The following is an 18,905-nucleotide window of genomic DNA, read 5'->3' as shown; positions in this document are numbered from 1 at the left end:
CCCGGGCACCGCTGTCGGCGTATTCGGTGATATGCGGCTCAGGTGCCGGAGCCGGACCTGCCGGAGCCGGCACCCTCGGAGTCCGCGCTGCCGGAGCCGGTCCGGCCGGCGTCAGGCCTCGTCGCGACCTCAGGCCTCGTCGACCTCAGGCGCTGACGACCTCAGGCCCCGTCCGGCTCAGGCCTCGTCGACCTCAGGCCCCGTCCGGCTCAGGTCCGGCCGACCTCAAGCCTTGTCGGAGTCGTCCTTGTCCGAAGCGGACGGATCCGTTCCGGTCTTCTCGGAGTCGTCCTTCTCGGAGTCGCCCTTGTCGTCCTTCTCCGCCGCGTCGTCCTTTTCCGTGTCGTCCTTGCCGGAGTCGGCCGGGGCGCCGGCGCCGTTGGCCTCGGCCACCGACGCGACGACCTCCTTGGCCGCCTTCTCGGCGTCCTTCAGCAGGTCCTCGCCCTTCGGCGTCTTGCCGCTCTCGTAGCCGGCGCCGTTGTAGTTGAGCGTGATGACGACGTTCTCGGTCCGGACCACGACGGTCTGGTTCCGGAAGTCCTCCTTGTCCTTCTCCAGTTCGAAGCGGAAGGTGGCCGCCTCGTCGCCGACGCCGGCGGCGGTGCCGCTCTTGAGGCCCTTGGAGCCCTTCTCGTCGGCGGCACCCTTCGCGGCGTCGACCTGCTTGGCGTAGGAGGCCTCGGCGCGGCTCTCGCCGCTGCCCAGGGTCCGGTCGGAGTCGAAGCGCTGCAGCGCGACGTCGAGCCAGCGGTACTGGAAGCCGTCGAGGCCGTTCCAGGAGCACAGGCCCCGGGCGTTGCTGTCGTCGGACTCGCCCGTCGTGCCGCCGGCGTCCTTGGCCTTCGGGACGATGTCCTTGATGGTCTTCTCGGACAGCGCCTTGCAGGGCTGGGGCAGCTTGGCGTACTTCGCCGCTTCGACGGACGGCTCGGCGCTGGGCTCGGAGGACTTCGACGCGCCCGAGCCCGTGTTCTTCGAGCCGGAGTCGGAGTCCGAGGAGCAGCCGGCGACGAGCATCACCGGGACGACGGCCGCGCAGGCGAGTAGACGGGCGAGTGGCGTGCCTGTTCTGTGCATGATTCCTTCGCTCATCGGGGGACAGGTCTATTCACTGATGCGCCCGACCAGTTCCTGGGCGAGGCGCTGGGCCTTGCTCTGCAGGTCCTGGCTGTCGGGCTGGTCGGACTGGGTGGCCGACCACTGGTCGTATTCGACGGTGACGATGACGTTCGACGCCCGGAACACCACGGTGACGTCGCGGTGGACGCCGGAGTCGGCGGTGGCCAGGCGGTCGTCGAGGTAGGCGACGTCGGCGAGGTTGTCGAGGGGGCGGGGCGCGGTGTCGGGGCCGGCGTCCGCGGGGGCGGAGGAACTCCCGCTGCCGGGCTTGCCGCCCGACCCGGGCTCGTCCTTCGCCCCGGGCTTCGCGGTGTCCTTCGCGCCGGGCTCGGCCGATGCGTCGTCTTTGCGGACGGCGCCCTTCGACGCGTCGTTCCCGTCGGCCGCCGCGCCGCTCCCGCCGGAGCCCCCGGTCCTGCCCGTGCCCGAACTCTTGCCCGTATCCGAGCTCTTGCCCGAGCCCGAGCCCGAGCCCGAGCCCGAGCCCGAGCTCTTGCTCGCGCCCTCGGCCTTGTCGGCGCCCGCGGCGGCGGACTCGGAGGCGGAGGCGGACGGCTTGTCCTGGCTCTCCGCATTCTGGCCGCCGGACGGCGACGCCGCGGGGATGCCCGCCGCGGTGGCCTTCCGGTCGTAGAGCTCCTGGGCGCGGTCGTCGTCGCTGACGGCGGCGTCGTAGGAGACGATCCGCTCGAAGTCGATGTTGAGGTGGCGGGTGCCGGCGTCCGAGACGGACTTCCAGCGGCAGCCGACGCGGCGGTCCGTGTCGAATGTCACGGCGGCCTGGCCGTCGTAGGCCTTCTTCCGCTCCTCCTGGGCGAGGTCGTCGATGCCGGGCAGCATCGCGCGCAGTGTGCCGGTGCCCACGGCCCCGCACGGCTCGGGGAGGGTCCGGTACCTGCCGGGCTCCGCGTCGGGCGCGGAGGCGGACGGCCCGCCGGGCTTGGAGTCCTCGGGGGTGTCGCCGTCCGAGGCGCCCGTACAGCCGGTGAGCCCCGCGGTGAGCAGGGCCGTCAGCAGCACGGCACCCGGTACGTACGACCTTCGCTGCACGGTCCTCGGCTCCCTTCGGGCAAAAACTGGTTGCCGCCGTTCCGCGGCCAATGGACACAATGTGTACCGCACGTGCTGCCGCGCTCGCCGTCCCTCCGACAGGTATCGGACGGTAAGTCCGGCTTTTGCGTTTTTTAGCTTTTCGGGGGAATGGGGAAGTCATGGCATACACCGAAGTGCCGGGTGCGCGGGTGCCGATCCGGATGTGGACGGATCCGTCGACGGTCGAGGACGGCGCCATGCAGCAACTGCGGAACGTCGCGACGCTGCCGTGGATCAAGGGCCTCGCCGTGATGCCGGACGTGCACTACGGCAAGGGCGCCACGGTCGGCTCGGTGATCGCGATGCACGGCGCGGTCTGCCCGGCCGCGGTGGGTGTGGACATCGGCTGCGGCATGAGCGCGGTCAAGACCTCCCTCACCGCGAACGACCTTCCCGGCGACCTGTCCCGGCTCCGCTCGAAGATCGAGCAGGTGATCCCGGTGGGCCGGGGCATGCACGACGCCCCGGTGGACCCGGGCCGGCTGCACGGCTTCCCCACGGCGGGCTGGGACGACTTCTGGTCCCGGTTCGACGGCGTGGCGGAGGCGGTCAAGTTCCGTCAGGAGCGGGCGACCAAGCAGATGGGCACCCTGGGGTCGGGGAACCACTTCGTGGAGTTCTGCCTCGATGAGGAGGGTTCCGTCTGGCTGATGCTGCACTCCGGCTCCCGCAACATCGGCAAGGAGCTGGCGGAGTACCACATCGGCCAGGCGCAGAAGCTGCCGCACAACCAGGGCCTGATCGACCGCGACCTCGCCGTCTTCGTCGCCGACACCCCGCAGATGGCGGCGTACCGGCACGATCTGTTCTGGGCGCAGGAGTACGCCAAGCACAACCGGGCGATCATGATGGGGCTCTTCCAGGACGTCGTCCGCAAGGAGTTCAAGAAGGCGAAGCCGGCCTTCGAGCCGGTCATCTCCTGCCACCACAACTACGTGGCCGAGGAGCGGTACGAGGGCATGGACCTGCTGGTGACCCGGAAGGGCGCCATCCGCGCGGGCTCCGGCGACTACGGCATCATCCCGGGATCCATGGGCACCGGCTCGTACATCGTGCGGGGCCTGGGGAACGCCGCCTCGTTCAACTCCGCGTCGCACGGCGCGGGCCGCCGGATGAGCCGGAACGCCGCGAAGCGGCGCTTCTCCACGCAGGACCTGGAGGAGCAGACGCGGGGTGTGGAGTGCCGGAAGGACGCGGGGGTGGTCGACGAGATCCCCGGCGCGTACAAGCCGATCGAGCAGGTCATCGACCAGCAGCGGGATCTGGTGCAGGTCGTCGCGAAGCTGAAGCAGGTCATCTGCGTGAAGGGCTGAGGCGGAGGCGCCGAGCTCGCACGGACTCCTCAGGAGACCGTGCGAGCCATTCCCCCGCCGCCCGTGGCGACGCCGCCGCTCGGCGCGGGCGAGGGGCGGCGCCCGGCCGGACCACCTCGGCGTCGAGGCCGGGACGGCCGGGGAGGCGACGGCCGGGGAAGCGGCGGCCGGGGAAGCGGCGGCCGGGGAGACGACGGCCGCCGCCGGACGGCTGAGGGACCCGGGCCCGGAGGCCCGGGTCAGCGCTCCCGGTGCACCTTGTAGTTGGAGGCCTGGGCGCGCGGCCGGACGACCAGCAGGTCGATGTTGACGTGCGGGGGCCGGGTCACCGCCCACTCGATGGTGTCCGCGACGTCGTCGGCCGTCAGCGGCTCGGCCACCCCCGCGTAGACGGCCTCCGCCCTGTCCTCGTCGCCCCGGAAGCGGGTGAGCGCGAACTCGTCGGTCTTCACCATGCCGGGGGCGACCTCGATGATGCGCACCGGCTGCCCGTTCAGCTCCAGCCGCAGGGTCTCGGCGATGACATGGGCGCCGTGCTTGGCGGCGACGTAGCCGCCGCCGCCCTCGTACGTGGCCAGCCCGGCCGTGGAGGACAGCACCACGACCGTGCCGTCGCCGGAGGCGGTGAGGGCGGGGAGCAGGGCCTGGGTGACGTTGAGCACGCCGAGGACGTTGACCTCGAACATCGTGCGCCAGTCCTGCGGGTCCGCGGACGCCACCGGTTCGGTGCCGATGGCCCCTCCGGCGTTGTTCACCAGGACGTCGCAGCGGTCCAGCGACGCGGCGAAGGCGTCGATGGCGGCCCGGTCGGTGACGTCCAGGGGGTGGGCGAGCGCCCGGTGCCCGGCCGCGGTGAGTTCGGCGGCGAGCGACTCGATGCGCTCCTCGCGGCGGGCCGTCAGGACCACCCGGTAGCCGGCCGCCGCGAGCCGGCGGGCCGTGGCCGCCCCGATCCCGCTGCTCGCCCCGGTCACGACGGCGGTACGGGTGCTCATGCGGTGCTCCTCACGGCGATGACATCGATCCCGAGCAGCATAAATCGATCGCCACAAGTGTGCTTGACGTCAACTCCTGTCGCTTCTTTCCCCGTTCTCTACCCGTTCTGGTCGGATGACCTGTTTTAACATCAACTACAACTTTGCCATTTCTTGGTGTTGCGCACATCACGTGTTGCGTCAGTCTCATTCGCAACAGGCAGTGATTCCAAGCCCATTGGCGTCACTGGCCCCCAAAGGCAAGGCGAAAGGCACGATCATGGCGATAAATCGAGCGATCAGGCGTGGAGCGAGACTGCTCGCGCTGTCGGCATCGGCGTTGGGCATGGTGGGGGCCATGGCTCTCCCCGCATCGGCCGCCGACGAACCCACGCGGGATCAGCTCATGGCCGATTGCAGCTCCGGCAAGGGGAAGTGCAGCTTCAACGACCCCCAGCTCGGCGAGGCGTACCTCGGCGAGTTCCACAAGGTCTCCGACGCGCTCTACAACTGCACCACGTCGGACGCCAGCCAGACGATGGGCTGGACCGACACCGTGGGGTCCACCGACTCCGCCGGTGTCTCCGTCACCGCGGGCGGCAACATCGCGGGCATCATCGACCTCAGCGTGACCGCGACGTACAGCCACACCTGGACGAACACGCACGCCGAGAACAGCTCGCTGAACATGACGGTGAAGCCGGGCGAGGTCGGATGGATCTCACGGGCCCAGGTGATGCAGAAGGTGACCGGTACCTGGCAGACTCACTACGACGACCCGCAGTGGGGCCACTACTACTGGTTCGTTCCGGACACCGTCACCGGTCCGGCGGCGAACGGTACCGATGGCAAGAACAATGCCGTGGTCGTCAAGTCCCGCAAGATGACCGCTGCGGAGAAGGCTTCCTGCTCCGACGAGTCCGTGCAGGCGAAGAACAAGGTCTTCCGGCGGTAGCCGCTCACCCGTGGCGATGCCGGAGCCTCTGACCCCTGGAAGAGGCTGACAGAGGCGGCCCGCGCCGTGACCCGGCGCGGGCCGCTGGTCATTTCCGCGGCGGCCCGGGGGCTCACCCGCCGCGCGGGGCGTACATGATGACGGCGACCCCGGCCAGACAGATCAGGGCCCCCGTCACGTCGTAGCGGTCCGGGCGGTAGCCGTCCGCGACCATCCCCCAGGCCAGCGAACCCGCGACGAAGACCCCGCCGTACGCCGCCAGGATGCGGCCGAAATCGGCGTTCGGCTGGAGCGTGGCGACGAAGCCGTACACGCCCAGCGCGAGGACACCCGCGCCGATCCAGGCCCAGCCGCGGTGCTCGCGCACCCCCTGCCAGACGAGCCAGGCGCCGCCGATCTCGAAGAGCGCGGCGAGGACGAAGAGAGCGACCGACCGGATCACGAGCATGCGCGCAGCGTACGGGTGGACGGGCCGGATGCCGGCGCGGCGGTGGGAGCGGGGCGGGGGAACGACGGCGGGAGCCGGACGGGGGGTCACCCTCCGGCGACGGCGGGGGTGGGGAGCGCCGGGGGCTCGTCGGCGGTCGGACGCCCCGGCCGAGAAGGCGCGTCGGGCCGAGGCCGCCGGTGCTGTCCACAGGATGGGAATCCGCCCTCCGGATACGGTCGTTGGGGCCGCGCCGTTCTAGGGTTCGGGCATGACCTCGCAGCCGTATCTCTCCGAACTCTTCTCGCTGGACGGGCTGGTTGCCGTGGTGACCGGCGGCAGTTCCGGCATCGGCCGCGCCATCACCGGCGCGTTGGCGCGCGCCGGGGCGAGCGTGGTGGTCGTGGCGCGCCGGGAGGCGGAACTGACCGCCACCGCGGACGAGCTGACGGCCGACGGCTGCCGGGCCTCCTGGGTCAGCGCCGACCTGAGCACCCGCGACGGTGTGCGCGCGGCGGCCGAGAAGGCGGCAGCGGTGTACGGGGAGCCGCACATCCTCGTCAACTCCGCCGGAATCAACCTGCGCCCGCCGCTGGACGAGCTCGACGACGCGACGTGGGACGCCACGATGGCGGTCAACCTGGAGGCGCCCCACCTGCTGGGACAGCGGTTCGGCCCCGGCATGGCCGAGCGGGGCTTCGGGCGGATCATCCACATCAGCTCCCAGCAGGCGCACCGGGCCTTCGTGCGCAGCGGCGCCTACGGCGTCTCCAAGGGGGCGCTGGAGTCGCTGGCCCGGTCCCAGGCCGAGGCCTGGTCGCCGCACGGCGTCACCTGCAACACGCTCGTGCCGGGGTTCGTGATGACGCCGCTCAACACCCGCCTGTCCTCCGACCCCGAGCGGGTGGCGGCACTGGCCGCGCGCACCCTGGCCGGGCGCAACGGCATGGCCGAGGACTTCGCGGGCGCCGCGGTGTTCCTGGCGAGCCGCGCCTCCGGCTACGTCACCGGGCAGTCGATCTGCGTCGACGGCGGCTTCTCCGTCCACTGAGCCGGGCCTCCGAGTGCGGGGGCTCCGCTGCGGCATGGGCTCCGCCGTGCCCTGGGGCCCGCCGTGCCCTGGGGCCCGCCGCGCCCTGGGGTCCGCCGTGCCCTGGGGTCCGCCGTGCCCTGGGGCCCGCCGTGCCCTGGGGTCCGGTGTTTCGTCCGCTGGGCTCCCGAGCCCCGTGGACCGACCGTGGCGCCGGTCGCTGAGCCCCGCCGACAGCTCTCCCGAGCCTCGCCGGCCGGGCCCGGACCCTGATCGGGGCACAGGGCACAGGGCACAGGGCACGGGGCACGGCCCCGGGGGCGTCCCCGGCCAACCGGGACGGGACCGTCTTCCCGCGGCCGGACGAGATCGACCCCGACCGGCCCTGACCGATCCCGACCCGTCCTGACCGGTCGCCCACCTGGCCTTCCTCGGGGGAGACCACCGGCGCCCGGGACGGGCCCGGCCCGGGTGGGGCTCCGGGGCGCCTCCCGGCCGGCGGCAGCGGCTCACCCGTGCGGACGCGATCATCAGGAGGGAAGCCGGATTTCCCGCGACACGCCGCAGGCGCTGCGAGAACTCCCCCGGACGCACAGGAACTGATCCGGCATCAGGGTGACGTCGGCGTGGCGCTCGCGTCGCGCGCCGAACGCTCCTCGCTTTGCATCGGACTGTGCCGGAAATCCCGAGGGTGGCCACCGGAGCCACGGCCGGCACAGGAGGAGTCCATGCGACCAGCTCGTGTATTCGCCACCACGGTCGCGGCCACCGCGCTCGTGGGTCTGGCCGCCCCCGCCGCCATGGCCAGTGTGGATCCGCACCGGGCCCGCCCGGGCCAGACCGTGCGGATCACCGACGACAAGAAGTGCGACAGCCGCCGGGGGGCGACGGCGTACTCGGCCGCCTTCGGGACGACCCGGCTCCAGCCCAGCGGCCGGCAGCTGGCCGGCACGGCGAGGGTCCTCCGGGACGCCAAGGGCAAGAACAAGGTCATCCTCCGCTGCGGCGACGGGAGGAAGTTCTTCGACTGGCTCACCGTCGGACCCACCGGGGGCTCCCGCGCAGGTGAGGGCGGCACCGGTCAGGGGCTCGGCAACCCGGAGTTCGTCGGCGGAGCCGCGCTGGTCGCCCTGGCGGCCGGCGGGAGCGCGATCGTCATCCGCCGCCGGGTGAAGGGCCAGTCGTGACCCGGTCCGCGGACCGACGGGACGACGACATATCACCGGCAGCGATATTAGTGAGGGGCACTCCGCCGCGCGGGGTGCCCCTGCCGGTGTCCGCGCCGGGTCGGGAGCGGTCCTGGCACCGCGATGCCTGTGCCAGGGCGCCCTGCAGTCCGTTCGCTGTGCCGTTCGGGTGACAGCGGTCGCATGCTCTTGTAGAACCGACCATCGCGGTCGGTGAAGGAACCGGCTTTGCCTACCTGTCTGTTCCACGCTCGCTCAACCGGTAGGTTCATCTCATGCCCGGCCGTCTCATGGAACTCCACGTTGAGAACTTCCGAAGTCTGCGCGATGTGACCATCCCGCTTGGCCCGCTGACCGTGCTCGTGGGCCCCAACGGGGTCGGAAAGTCCAACGTACTGAAGGTTTTCGACTTTCTCGCCGCCATCATTCGCACCGATCTCCGGCCCGCGTTGGACGAGCGTGACGGCTTCGACGAAGTCGCGTTCTGGGGCGGTGACAAGCCACCGACGTCCTTGAAGATCCAACTCAAGGCCAACTGGACGACGCACGCGAGCCTCAACGCGCCGGATGAGTATGCCCTGACCATTCGCAGGCGTGCTTCCTCCAGCGCGGACAGCAAGGAGCCCTACATCCTGTCGCGCCATGAGAGCTTCGCCTTCAAGCGTACGGGTGGGCGAGGGCGGCGCATCACCATTTCGGGTGAGGAAGCCACCGTTGTTGATGAGCGGGCGGGCCGTGAGTCCGGACGCGACAGGTTTGGCATTCAACGGCTGAGCAGCGGGCTTTCCACGTTGCCGCGGTTGGGTCCTTCCGACGGAGGTGACGAGGTCTCGAGGGTTGCCGAGCGTCTCTCCTCGTTCCGGGTGTTCGACGTGGATGTCGATGCGGCACGACAGCCCACCCGAGCCCGCTCCACGCTCGCCGGCCGCTTGGGGGCACATGCCGAGAATCTGGCAGCATTCCTGGTCCAGCTCAGCGCCGACGTGGAGCGCTGGAACCTGCTGACGGAGGACGCACGCAGACTGCTGCCGCAGCTGGAGGCCATTGAGTTCGAGCAGGTCGGCGGCTACGCGGACCGACTGGCTGTGGTACTCCACGAGAAGGGGCTCCGCCGTACGACTCCGCTCGCTCACGCCTCCTTCGGGACGGTGCGCCTGCTGGGCCTACTGGCCATACTCTATGACCCGCAGCCACCTGCGCTCACCTGCGTGGAAGAGATCGACCACGGTCTGCACCCGCAGGCGCTCGAACTCATCGTGGAGCGTATGCGGGAGGCCTCTGCGCGAACCCAGTTGATCGTTGCCACACACTCACCAGCCCTCGTGGACCGTCTGACACCGCAAGAGTTCATCGTCTGCGACCGTGACGACAGTGGCGCATCCATCATCCCGGCCCTTTCGGTGGACGAAGTCGAGGCCATCGTCGCGGAGACCGGCGACCAGCCACTCGGTGAACTCTGGTTTTCCGGTGTGCTCGGAGGAGACCTGACGGAGGACGAACTGTGAGCCGGAGGCGGACGGCCAAGGCTCCTGGCAAGGGGGTCGTTGTTCTCGCGGGAGAGAGTTCCAATGACCGCCGCATTCTTGCTGCCTTCATCAAGGCTCTCCACCCGGAGCTGGCTCGCACAGTTGTCCTCACTGAGATCAGTGATCCTGTGCGGCTACGGAAGAAGTCGGGTTCGGAACTGGCCACGGCCGCCGGGATTCTGGTGAACAAGGCCCGCGGTAAAGCCAAGCTGAAGAAGGGCGACCTGGTCGGCATTGCGATCCACGAGGACATGGATGCCTGTCCCGGCCCTGCCTATGACAACGCTCGGCGCATGGTGTCGTCGGCTCTGACCAATGCCGCCGGAAGCTGCGAATCGGTCTATGCCCTGGCGGCGGCAGAGTCCGAAGCCTGGCTGCTGCTCTTTCCGGACGCGTTCCCGCTCCACAGGCCGTCCTGGAAGCTTCCTGCTTCGTGGGAAGGCAGAGACACGGCTCGACGGCAGAAGCCCAAGGAAGACCTCGAAGCCGAGCTCAACAGCCCGCGCTTCCGGGAGAGCGACGGGCCGGAGATAGCCACGAAGGCCCTCGAGCACGGCCTGATCGAGCAGCCGAAGGGGACTAATCGGTCCTACAGCGAATTCGCCTCGGACCTTGGTGCGTGGTCGGTACCGTCCCCCGGGCGACGCTGAGGGCGGCCGGCCTGGGCCGCGCAGACGCTGCCGCGCAGCCGGCTCAACGGACGAAACCCCGGCGCAGGCCCGCACTGCGCCCGAACGTCAGGGCCACACCAGGCAGTACGGCTGGTGCCCCGCCTCGTGCAGCCGGTGCGAGAAGTCCTGCCACTCGTGGAGCAGCTGGTAGACGTTGAACGCGTCCCGCGGGCCGCCGCGGTCCGGGACCGTGGACCAGATGAAGGCCGCCGCGCCGACGGATTCCTCGCCCACGCCGCGCAGCGGGTCCACGACGGTCATCGGCAGCTTGACCACCGCGTAGTCCGGGTGCAGCACCACCAGCTCCAGCGGCGGGACCTTGTGCAGCGGTACGCCCTCGATGCCCGTGAGCACCATCGCCGCCATCGTCTCCGGCTTTATCTTGGTGAACATGCCCCCCATGCCGAGCTCGTCCCCACCGAGCTCCTCCGGGCGCATGGAGATGGGGACCCTGGCGGCGGTCGCCCCGTCCGGCGCACCGAAGTATTTGTAGGTCACCCCCACTCGGCCACCCCTGCTCCCACCAGTCCGCGCTTCGCCCTCGCGCCGGTGCCGCCCCCGCTGAGCGCGCTCGGGGCCCAGGTCATCGGTCCCCTCGCCCAGTCCGCCACCGCGCTGCATATCTCCACCCGACCACTCACGGCCATCGCCGCGCAACCCGATCATCGTGTCAGAGACCTCCCCCGCCGTCCGGCGGCGAAACGCCCGACGACGCATCCCCGCCGGGCTCTGACACCATGGCTTGCGTGACTTACTCGTACGATGCCCCAGTTTCGCAGACGCTGTTCGACCGTGCGGCCGTCGTGACGCCCGGCGGCGTGAACTCTCCCGTCCGCGCCTTCCGCGCCGTCGGTGGTACGCCCCGTTTCATGGTGTCCGGTACCGGTCCGTACCTCACCGACGCCGACGGTCGCGAGTATGTCGACCTGGTGTGCTCGTGGGGACCGATGATCCTCGGCCATTCCCACCCTGAGGTGATCGAGGCGGTGCAGGCGGCCGTCGCCCGCGGCACCTCCTTCGGTACGCCGGGTGAGGGTGAGGTCGCGCTCGCCGAGGAGATCGTCGACCGGATCGCGCCGGTGGAGCAGGTGCGGCTGGTGTCCTCCGGCACCGAGGCGACGATGTCGGCCATCCGGCTCGCCCGCGGCTTCACCGGCCGCGCCAAGGTGATCAAGTTCGCCGGCTGCTACCACGGGCACGTGGACGCGCTGCTGGCCGCGGCGGGCTCGGGGGTGGCGACGTTCGGGCTGCCGGACACCCCGGGCGTCACCGGGGCCCAGGCCGGCGACACGATCGTCCTTCCCTACAACGACCTGGACGCCGTCCGGCACGCCTTCGCCCGCCACCCGGGCGAGATCGCCTGTGTGATCACCGAGGCGTCGCCGGGCAACATGGGCGTCGTGCCGCCGCTGCCGGGCTTCAACGCCGGGCTGAAGTCGCTGTGCGCGGAGAGCGGCGCCCTCTACATCTCCGACGAGGTCATGACGGGCTTCCGGGTGTCGAAGTCCGGCTGGTACGGCATCGACGGTGTCGAGCCGGACCTGATGACCTTCGGCAAGGTCATGGGCGGCGGCTTCCCGGCCGCGGCGTTCGGCGGGCGCGCCGACGTCATGGCCCACCTCGCCCCGTTCGGCCCCGTCTACCAGGCGGGCACCCTCTCCGGGAACCCGGTCGCCACCGCCGCCGGCCTCGCCCAGCTGCGGCTGCTGGACGACGCGGCCTACGAGCGGGTGGACGCGGTCTCCGCCGAGCTGCGCGGGCTGGTCACCGAGGCGCTGGCCAAGGAAGGGGTGACGCACCGGCTGCAGACCGCCGGGAACATGTTCTCCGTCTTCTTCACCGACGAGGACGTCACCGACTACGACAAGGCCAAGGCCCAGCAGGCGTACCGTTTCACCGCGTTCTTCCACGCCATGCTCGCCCAGGGCGTCTACCTCCCGCCGTCCGCCTTCGAGTCCTGGTTCGTCTCCACGGCCCACGACAGCGCGGCGGTCGAGCGGATCGCGGCCGCACTGCCGACCGCGGCGCGGGCCGCCGCCGAGGCCTCCGCATGATGGACGACATGACCAACGCGAGTGCCCCCGAGGGGCAGAGCAGCACCACCGTCGTGCACCTGGTGCGCCACGGCGAGGTGCACAACCCGGACGGTGTGCTCTACGGGCGCAGGCCGGGCTACCACCTCTCGGAGCTCGGCCGGCAGATGGCCGACCGGGTCGCCGAGCACCTGGCCGACCGGGACATCCGGTACGTCGTCTCCTCCCCGCTGGAGCGGGCCCAGGAGACGGCGACGCCGGTCGCCAAGGCGCACGCGCTGGACCTCGCCACCGACGAGCGGCTGATCGAGGCGGGCAACGTCTTCGAGGGCAAGACCTTCGGGGTCGGGGACGGCGCCCTGAAGCGCCCGGCCAACTGGCGTCACCTCACCAACCCGTTCCGGCCGTCCTGGGGTGAGCCGTACATCGACCAGGTGGTGCGGATGATGTCGGCGCTCGGCGCCGCGCGCGACGCCGCGCGGGGGCACGAGGCGGTGGCGGTCAGCCACCAGCTCCCGATCTGGATCGTCCGGAGCTTCGCCGAGCGGCGCCGGCTGTGGCACGACCCGCGCCGCCGGCAGTGCACCCTGGCGAGCGTGACCTCGTTCAGCTTCCAGGGCGACCGGCTCGTCTCGGTTGGCTACAGCGAACCCGCCCGGGACCTGGTCCCGCCGCATCTGCTCGCCGGTGCCCAGAAGCGCTTCGGCAGGGGTGCTGTCAAGGGCAGCAAGGGATTCGGAGCGTAGAAAACGCGCCGTTTTCCGGAACCCGCCTCTCGCCCCCTCCCTCTTAGCCGGTGTCCGTTCGTACGAGGAACGGACACCGGTACGTGGATGGGGACACAATGCGCGACATCAGTCGTCGGGGACTGCTGGGCATGGGACTGGGCGCGGTGGCCGCTGCGGGAGCCGCGGGCTGCGGCCCGGACACGGGCTCCGGCACCGGACGCGGAGGAAGGGCTTCCGGAGGGGGCGGCGGGAGTGACCGGCCCGCGGAGAAGCCGATCGGGGACGGTTCGACCGCGCACAGCGGGCGGCAGCCCCACCAGCCCAAGGCCGAGCGGCTCGAACCGGGCCAGACCCCGCCCCAGTTCGTGATCTTCTCCTGGGACGGCGCGGGCGAGGTCGGCAACGGTCTCTTCCCGCGCTTCCGCAAGGTGGCCCGGGATCACGGCGCGGCCATGACCTTCTTCCTCTCCGGCATCTATCTGCTGCCCGAGTCCAAGAAGCGGCTGTACCACCCGCCGAACAACCCGGTCGGCGCCTCCGCCATCGGCTACCTCACCGACGACCACATCCGGGTCACCCTGGAGAACCTGCGCAAGGCCTGGCTCGAGGGCCACGAGATCGGGACCCACTTCAACGGCCACTTCTGCAGCGGCACGGGCTCGGTGGAGAACTGGACCCCCGCCCAGTGGCGCTCCGAGATCGACCAGGCTGTGTCGTTCGTCACCAAGTGGCGGACCAACACCGGCTTCAAGGACCTCCCGTCGCTGCCCTTCGACTACACGAAGGAGCTGGTGGGCGGCCGGACCCCGTGTCTCAAGGGGCAGGGCCGGCTGCTGCCGACGGCCAGGGAGCTCGGCTGGCGGTACGACGCCAGCTCGTCCGGCGGCCTTCAGGTCTGGCCCAGCAAGAAGCTGGGCATATGGGACCTTCCGCTCCAGCAGATACCTTTCCCCGGCCGCAGCTTCCAGGTCCTGTCGATGGACTACAACATGATGGCCAACCAGTCGCAGGCCGCGACCCAGAGCGATCCGTCGAACTACCCGGGCTGGGAGAAGCAGGCCCGCGGGGCGCTGATCCAGGGCTTCCAGCGGGCCTACGAGAGCAACCGGGCGCCGTTCTTCGTCGGCAACCACTTCGAGGAGTGGAACGGCGGCATCTACATGAACGCCGTCGAGGAGGCGATCAAGCACATCGCCGACGAGAAGCGGAAGGACGTGCGGCTGGTGTCCTTCCGGCAGTACGTGGACTGGCTGGACGCCCAGGACCCCAAGGTGCTCGCGAAGCTGCGCCGGCTGGGCGTCGGTGAACAGCCGACGGGTGGCTGGAAGTCGTACCTCTCGACCGTCTGATCCCTCCGTCGAGCCCCCGTCGAGCCCTCAGTCGAGTCCTCCGTCCGGGCGATTCGATGCCGCCCCTGACAGGGGGTTTCGGGTGGGTTGAGGGGGGTGCGAATTCTCCCCGGAAGCGCCATGCGAAACTTTTCACATGAGTGCTCGCCGTGTGCCCCGACGCCGCACGCCCCTCCGCCGGACCGTCCTTCCGGCCGTGGGCGCGGCGGCCACCGCGCTCGTCCTGACGTCCTGCCTCGGCGGCGGCACGTCCGGAGGCTCCGCCGGGACGAAGTTCGTCGCCGGAACCGGAGGCATCGACACCGCGAAGAAGGCCGACCGGCAGCCGCTCCCCGACATCTCCGGCACCACCCTCGACGGCAAGAAGCTGAACCTCGCCGACTACAAGGGCAAGCTCCTCGTCATCAACGTCTGGGGCTCCTGGTGCTCGCCGTGCCGGCTCGAGATGCCGCACCTGGTGAAGGTGGCCAAGGCCACCAAGGCGGACGGCGTGGAGTTCGTCGGGATCAACGTCCGCGACCCCAACAAGCCGCCGGCCGTGAAGTTCCAGAAGGAATTCGGCGTGCCCTACCCGAGCCTCTACGACCCGGTGGGGAAGCTGATGCTGCGCTTCCCGGCCGGAAGCCTCAACCCGAAGGCGATCCCGTCGACGGTCATCGTCGACCGGGACGGCAAGGTCGCGGCCCGTGCCCTGAAGGCCCTGAGCGAGGACGAGCTGCGCAAGGCGCTCGACCCGCTCATCGCGGAGAAGTGATCGTGTGAGCCTGCTCGCCGCTGCCGCGACCGACCCGAACGACACCGTCATGACGGGGGCTCTGCTGCTCGCGGTGCCCATCGCCCTCCTCGGGGGGCTCGTCTCCTTCTTCTCCCCGTGCGTGCTGCCGCTGGTGCCGGGCTATCTGTCGTACGTGACCGGCGTCACCGGCACCGACCTGGCCGAGGCCCGGCGGGGCCGGATGGTCGCCGGGGCCTCGCTGTTCGTCCTCGGCTTCACCGCGGTCTTCGTCTCCGGCGGCGCCCTCTTCGGCCAGGCCGGGCTGACCCTGGAAGCGCACAAGGAGACGATCACCAAGATCCTCGGCGCTCTGACGATCGCCATGGGGCTGATCTTCACCGGCGTGCTCGGCGGGTTCACCCAGCGCGAGCTGCGCTTCCACACCAAGCCCGCGGTGGGGCTGGTGGGCGCGCCGATGCTCGGCGTGCTGTTCGGCCTCGGCTGGACCCCGTGCCTCGGCCCGACGCTGGCCGCGGTCAACACCCTGGCCCTCCGCGAGGCGAGCGCCGGCCGCGGGGCGCTGCTCACCACCGTGTACTGCCTGGGTCTGGGCCTGCCCTTCATACTGGCGGCGGTCGCCTTCCGGCGGGCGCTCGGCGCGTTCGGCTGGGTCAAGCGGCACTACGTCTGGGTGATGCGGACCGGCGGCCTGATGCTGGTCACCGTCGGAGTCCTGCTCGTCACCGGCGTCTGGGACCGGATGATCGCCGACATGCAGGTCTGGACCTCCAACTTCACCCCGGGAATCTGATCCATGACCCACACGGACAACGCCACCGCCGACGCCGCGGAGGAGACCGGCCTGGGCGCAGCCGGCTCCCAGCTGTCGACGGCGCCGGTCGAGGAGCAGCCCGGGCAGGCGATGCCCGGGTCCTTCGGCGGGGTGCGCCGGCCCGGGGTGCTGGGTGGGCTCGCCTGGTCGGGCCGGGAGGCCGTCGGCTGGGGCCGCTGGTTCTGGCGGCAGCTCACCTCCATGCGCACCGCGCTGATCCTGCTCTTCCTGCTGTCGCTGGCCTCCGTCCCCGGTTCGCTGGTGCCGCAGTCGAGCGTCGACCCGGTCAAGGTCCAGACGTTCAAGGACCAGCACGAGACCCTCGCCCCCGTCTACGAGAAGCTGGGGCTCTTCCACGTCTACAGCTCGGTGTGGTTCTCGGCCGTCTACATCCTGCTGTTCGTCTCCCTCATCGGCTGCATCGTCCCCCGCAGCTGGCAGTTCGTGGGCCAGCTCCGCGGCCTGCCGCCGGCCGCGCCGAAGCGGCTGACCCGGCTGCCCGCCCACACGACCTGGCGCACGGACGCCGAGCCCGGGCAGGTGCTCGCCGCCGCGCAGCGCATGGTCCGGCGGCGGCGCTTCCGCGCCCACACCGTCGGTGACGCCGTCGCAGCAGAGAAGGGCTACCTGCGGGAGGCCGGGAACCTGGTCTTCCACATCGCGCTGATCGTGATGCTCGTGGCCTTCGCGGTCGGGCAGCTGTGGAAGTCGGAGGGCGGCAAGCTGATCGTCGAGGGCGACGGCTTCTCCAACACGCTCACCCAGTACGACGACTTCAAGTCCGGCAGTCTCTTCGACGCCGACAGCCTCGCGCCCTTCGGCTTCTCCCTGCACTCCTTCGACGCGACCTACGAGCGGAAGGGCCCGCAGAAGGGCACCCCCCGCAAGTACCGCGCCGACGTCACGTACTGGGAAGGCGCGGACGGGAAGACGAAGCGGAGCGCCATCGAGGTGAACAAGCCCCTCGATGTCGCGGGCAACAAGGTCTACCTCCTCGAGCACGGCTATGCGCCGGTCGTCACCGTCCGGGACGGCCAGGGCGACGTCGCCTACCAGGGTTCGGTGGCCTTCCTCCCGCAGGACGGCAACCTCAGCTCCGTCGGCGTGATCAAGGTCCCGGACTACCGGGACAAGGACGGCAAGAAGGACCAGCTCGGCTTCCAGGGCCGGTTCGCCCCGACCTATGCGCTGGACGCGGTCCGCGGCCCGCACTCCTCCTTCCCGGCGCTGGACTTCCCGGTGCTGTCGCTGAACGCCTACCACGGCAGCCTCGGCATCGACTCCGGGCTGCCGCAGAACGTGTACCAGCTCGAAACGCGCAAGATGAAGCAGTTCAAGGACAAGAACGGCGACATCTTCCGCAAGGCGCTGCGTCCGGGCGAGACCATGAAGCTCCCGGACGGCGCGGGCTCCCTGAAGTTCGACGGGGTGAAGGCCTGGGCCAGCTTCCAGGTCTCCCACCGGCCCGCCAACGGGTTCGCCCTCGGCGGCGCGGTGGCGGCGCTGGCCGGTCTCGCGGCCTCGCTCTTCATCCAGCGCCGGCGCGTCTGGGTGCGGGCGGTGCGCGACGCCGACGGCAGCACGGTCGTCGAGATGGCCGGGCTCGGCCGCAGCGAATCGGCGAAGCTCCCGGAGGAGCTGGCCGATCTCGCCGTGGCCCTCCGGCCGGACGCGCCGCCGACGGAGCACGCTCCCGAGCAGGCGGCCCGGGACTCCGAGATGGCGGACCCGGCCCCCGAGGAGAGTGCAGCCACCGAACCAGCCGGCTCACCAGCGGCGGAAACACCAGCGGCGGAAACGCCGGCCGACCCACCAGCCGACCCTGCCGAACCCGGAGAAGGCGAAGGAGCACGCGCGTGAACCTCGCGGCCGCGGCCAACGAGAACCTGGCCCACATCAGCAACGTGCTGATCTATTCGGCGATGGCGGTCTACACCCTCGCCTTCATCGCGCATATGTCGGAGTGGGTCTTCGGCAGCCGCAGCAAGGTGGGCCGCACCGCTGCCGCGCTCACCGCGCCCGCGGCCCCCGAGGTCACCGTCACGGCCTCCGGACAGGCCGGCGGCACGGCCGTGCTCGACCGCCCCAAGGTCGTCACCCGGTCCGTCGCGGGCACCCGTGACGTGCCCGACGGCCCCGGCGCCGCCGGCGGCACCGAGAAGGGCGATCTGTACGGCCGCATCGCCGTCTCCCTGACCGTCCTCGCCTTCCTCATGCACTTCGGTGGCGTGCTCACCCGTGCGCTCTCGGTGGAACGCGCCCCCTGGGGCAACATGTACGAGTTCTCCACCACGTTCTCGATGGTGGCCGTGGCGGTGTACCTCGTCCTCCTCGTGCTGAAGAAGAACGTGCGCTGGATCGGACTCCCTCTGGTCACGAGCGTCCTCCTCGATCTGGGCCTCGCTGTCTCCGTCTTGTACACCGACAGCGACCAGTTGGTTCCCGCCCTGCACTCGTACTGGCTGTGGATCCACGTCTCCTGCGCGATCATCTCCGGCGCGGTCCTCTACCTCGGCGCGGTCGGCAGCCTGCTGTACCTCTTCCGCGACCGCTACGAGGCCCGGCTCGCCGACCCGTCGGGCCAGCAGCCGGGCGCCTTCGCCGCCTCGGTCCTGGAGCGGCTGCCCTCCGCCGCCAGCCTCGACAAGTTCGCGTACCGCATCAACGCCACGGTGTTCCCGCTGTGGACCTTCACGATCATCGCGGGCGCCATCTGGGCCGAGGCCGCCTGGGGCCGCTACTGGGGCTGGGACCCCAAGGAGGTCTGGTCCTTCATCACCTGGGTCGCCTACGCCTGCTACCTGCACGCCCGCGCCACCGCCGGCTGGAAGGGCCGCAAGGCCGCCTACCTGGCCCTGATCGCCTTCGGCTGCTACCTCTTCAACTACTACGGCGTGAACATCTTCGTCACCGGCAAGCACTCCTACGCCGGGGTCTGACGGCTCGTTCGA

General features: G+C 70.5%; 18 protein-coding genes. 13 read left to right on the top strand and 5 right to left on the bottom strand.

The window, feature by feature from the left end:
• Positions 1–225: 225 nt before the first annotated feature.
• Positions 226–1,080: a DUF3558 domain-containing protein gene (locus ABT112_RS10785; RefSeq protein ID WP_351507846.1), complete on the bottom strand. Its 855-nt coding sequence runs from the start codon at positions 1,078–1,080 to the stop codon at positions 226–228.
• A gap of 27 nt (positions 1,081–1,107) precedes the next feature.
• Positions 1,108–2,172, bottom strand: coding sequence for a hypothetical protein (locus ABT112_RS10780; RefSeq protein WP_351507844.1), 1,065 nt, complete (start codon positions 2,170–2,172; stop codon positions 1,108–1,110).
• A 161-nt stretch (positions 2,173–2,333) separates the two neighbouring features.
• Between ABT112_RS10780 and ABT112_RS10775 the strand changes: the two genes are divergently transcribed.
• On the top strand, positions 2,334–3,527 hold the full coding sequence (locus ABT112_RS10775) for an RtcB family protein (RefSeq protein ID WP_351507842.1): 1,194 nt from the start codon (positions 2,334–2,336) through the stop codon (positions 3,525–3,527).
• Between the two features lie 239 nt (positions 3,528–3,766).
• Here ABT112_RS10775 and ABT112_RS10770 read toward each other — a convergent pair whose 3' ends face one another.
• On the bottom strand, positions 3,767–4,522 hold the full coding sequence (locus tag ABT112_RS10770; RefSeq protein WP_351507840.1) for an SDR family NAD(P)-dependent oxidoreductase: 756 nt from the start codon (positions 4,520–4,522) through the stop codon (positions 3,767–3,769).
• Positions 4,523–4,859: 337 nt separating this feature from the next.
• Here ABT112_RS10770 and ABT112_RS10765 point away from each other — a divergent pair, with 337 nt between their 5' ends.
• The gene (locus ABT112_RS10765; protein WP_351507838.1) at positions 4,860–5,456 is read left to right on the top strand and encodes a hypothetical protein; all 597 of its coding nucleotides are present in this window, start codon (positions 4,860–4,862) and stop codon (positions 5,454–5,456) included.
• A 112-nt stretch (positions 5,457–5,568) separates the two neighbouring features.
• Here ABT112_RS10765 and ABT112_RS10760 read toward each other — a convergent pair whose 3' ends face one another.
• Positions 5,569–5,904, bottom strand: coding sequence for a YnfA family protein (locus ABT112_RS10760; protein ID WP_351507836.1), 336 nt, complete (start codon positions 5,902–5,904; stop codon positions 5,569–5,571).
• Between the two features lie 250 nt (positions 5,905–6,154).
• Between ABT112_RS10760 and ABT112_RS10755 the strand changes: the two genes are divergently transcribed.
• The 4 genes from ABT112_RS10755 (at position 6,155) to ABT112_RS10740 (ending at position 10,276) form a co-directional block, all read left to right on the top strand.
• Entirely contained in the window at positions 6,155–6,934 is a 780-nt protein-coding gene (locus ABT112_RS10755) for an SDR family NAD(P)-dependent oxidoreductase (protein WP_351507834.1), read from the top strand.
• Positions 6,935–7,641: 707 nt separating this feature from the next.
• Complete coding sequence (locus tag ABT112_RS10750) at positions 7,642–8,100, top strand: hypothetical protein (protein ID WP_351507832.1); 459 nt, start codon at positions 7,642–7,644, stop codon at positions 8,098–8,100.
• A gap of 275 nt (positions 8,101–8,375) precedes the next feature.
• Positions 8,376–9,605 carry an AAA family ATPase gene (locus tag ABT112_RS10745; protein ID WP_351507830.1) on the top strand — a complete coding sequence of 410 codons (1,230 nt, stop codon included), beginning with the start codon at positions 8,376–8,378 and terminating at the stop codon, positions 9,603–9,605.
• Positions 9,602–10,276 carry a hypothetical protein gene (locus ABT112_RS10740; RefSeq protein ID WP_351507828.1) on the top strand — a complete coding sequence of 225 codons (675 nt, stop codon included), beginning with the start codon at positions 9,602–9,604 and terminating at the stop codon, positions 10,274–10,276. Before ABT112_RS10745 ends, ABT112_RS10740 begins: the two co-directional genes overlap by 4 nt.
• Positions 10,277–10,363: 87 nt before the next feature.
• On the opposite strand, the gene ABT112_RS10735 is transcribed toward ABT112_RS10740, so the two are convergent.
• Complete coding sequence (locus ABT112_RS10735; RefSeq protein ID WP_351507826.1) at positions 10,364–10,918, bottom strand: hypothetical protein; 555 nt, start codon at positions 10,916–10,918, stop codon at positions 10,364–10,366.
• A gap of 116 nt (positions 10,919–11,034) precedes the next feature.
• On the opposite strand from ABT112_RS10735, the gene hemL reads away from it, so the two are divergent.
• The 7 genes from hemL to ccsB all read left to right on the top strand — a co-directional run bounded on the left by hemL (position 11,035) and on the right by ccsB (position 18,893).
• Positions 11,035–12,351, top strand: coding sequence for a glutamate-1-semialdehyde 2,1-aminomutase (gene hemL / locus ABT112_RS10730; RefSeq protein ID WP_351507824.1), 1,317 nt, complete (start codon positions 11,035–11,037; stop codon positions 12,349–12,351).
• Complete coding sequence (locus tag ABT112_RS10725) at positions 12,348–13,076, top strand: histidine phosphatase family protein (protein ID WP_502975309.1); 729 nt, start codon at positions 12,348–12,350, stop codon at positions 13,074–13,076. Before hemL ends, ABT112_RS10725 begins: the two co-directional genes overlap by 4 nt.
• Before the next feature lie 98 nt (positions 13,077–13,174).
• Complete coding sequence (locus ABT112_RS10720; protein ID WP_351507918.1) at positions 13,175–14,407, top strand: polysaccharide deacetylase family protein; 1,233 nt, start codon at positions 13,175–13,177, stop codon at positions 14,405–14,407.
• A gap of 136 nt (positions 14,408–14,543) precedes the next feature.
• Complete coding sequence (locus ABT112_RS10715; protein ID WP_351507820.1) at positions 14,544–15,161, top strand: TlpA family protein disulfide reductase; 618 nt, start codon at positions 14,544–14,546, stop codon at positions 15,159–15,161.
• Between the two features lie 10 nt (positions 15,162–15,171).
• A complete protein-coding gene (locus tag ABT112_RS10710) occupies positions 15,172–15,933 on the top strand; it encodes a cytochrome c biogenesis CcdA family protein (protein WP_351507916.1) in 762 nt (253 codons plus the stop codon).
• Between the two features lie 3 nt (positions 15,934–15,936).
• Positions 15,937–17,814, top strand: coding sequence for a cytochrome c biogenesis protein ResB (gene resB / locus ABT112_RS10705; RefSeq protein WP_351507818.1), 1,878 nt, complete (start codon positions 15,937–15,939; stop codon positions 17,812–17,814).
• Positions 17,811–18,893, top strand: coding sequence for a c-type cytochrome biogenesis protein CcsB (gene ccsB / locus ABT112_RS10700; protein ID WP_351507816.1), 1,083 nt, complete (start codon positions 17,811–17,813; stop codon positions 18,891–18,893). The genes resB and ccsB overlap by 4 nt, the downstream gene beginning before the upstream one ends.
• Positions 18,894–18,905 lie beyond the last annotated feature (12 nt).

This window comes from Streptomyces sp. NPDC002055, from assembly GCF_040296705.1.
Lineage (GTDB): Bacteria > Actinomycetota > Actinomycetes > Streptomycetales > Streptomycetaceae > Streptomyces.
The sequence above is the reverse complement of the archived record's forward strand: the minus strand, read 5'-3'. Positions and strand labels throughout refer to the sequence as shown.